Here is a 347-nt window from a genome sequence, read left to right as displayed (position 1 = left end):
CGGTACCGGTCTGCGCCGGTGCGGATGAGTGCCGCGCGAAACGCCGGCGGCCCGGTCAGGTCGCAGACCGCGGCCCGTTCGGCTACACACACCTGCTGGACCCGTTCCTCGAGATCGACACCCTCGAGCTCGACGTACTGCCAAGGCGCCACCGGATCGGCCGGGATGACCTGCACCGGCTGGTCGAACTCCGCCTTGAACCGGGCCGCCAGGTGTGGGTGTCGGGTGATCACGGTGTGCACCGCCGCGCGCAGCCGGTCGGCGTCGAGGGGACCGCTCAACGCGATGTCGAGTTGCACCGCATACACGTCATCGCCGAGACCCTGGGAGGTGTTGGCGTGGAACAA

1 protein-coding gene is annotated in these 347 nt (G+C 69.2%); it reads right to left on the bottom strand.

Annotation, left to right across the window (positions count from 1 at the left end):
* A partial coding sequence (locus tag OQ789_RS25880) for a condensation domain-containing protein (RefSeq protein ID WP_324689283.1) occupies positions 1–347 on the bottom strand: 347 nt, incomplete at both ends.

The sequence above is a fragment of the Mycobacterium sp. 94-17 genome (assembly GCF_035617725.1).
In the GTDB taxonomy this organism is placed as follows: domain Bacteria; phylum Actinomycetota; class Actinomycetes; order Mycobacteriales; family Mycobacteriaceae; genus Mycobacterium.
The sequence above is the reverse complement of the archived record's forward strand: the minus strand, read 5'-3'. Positions and strand labels throughout refer to the sequence as shown.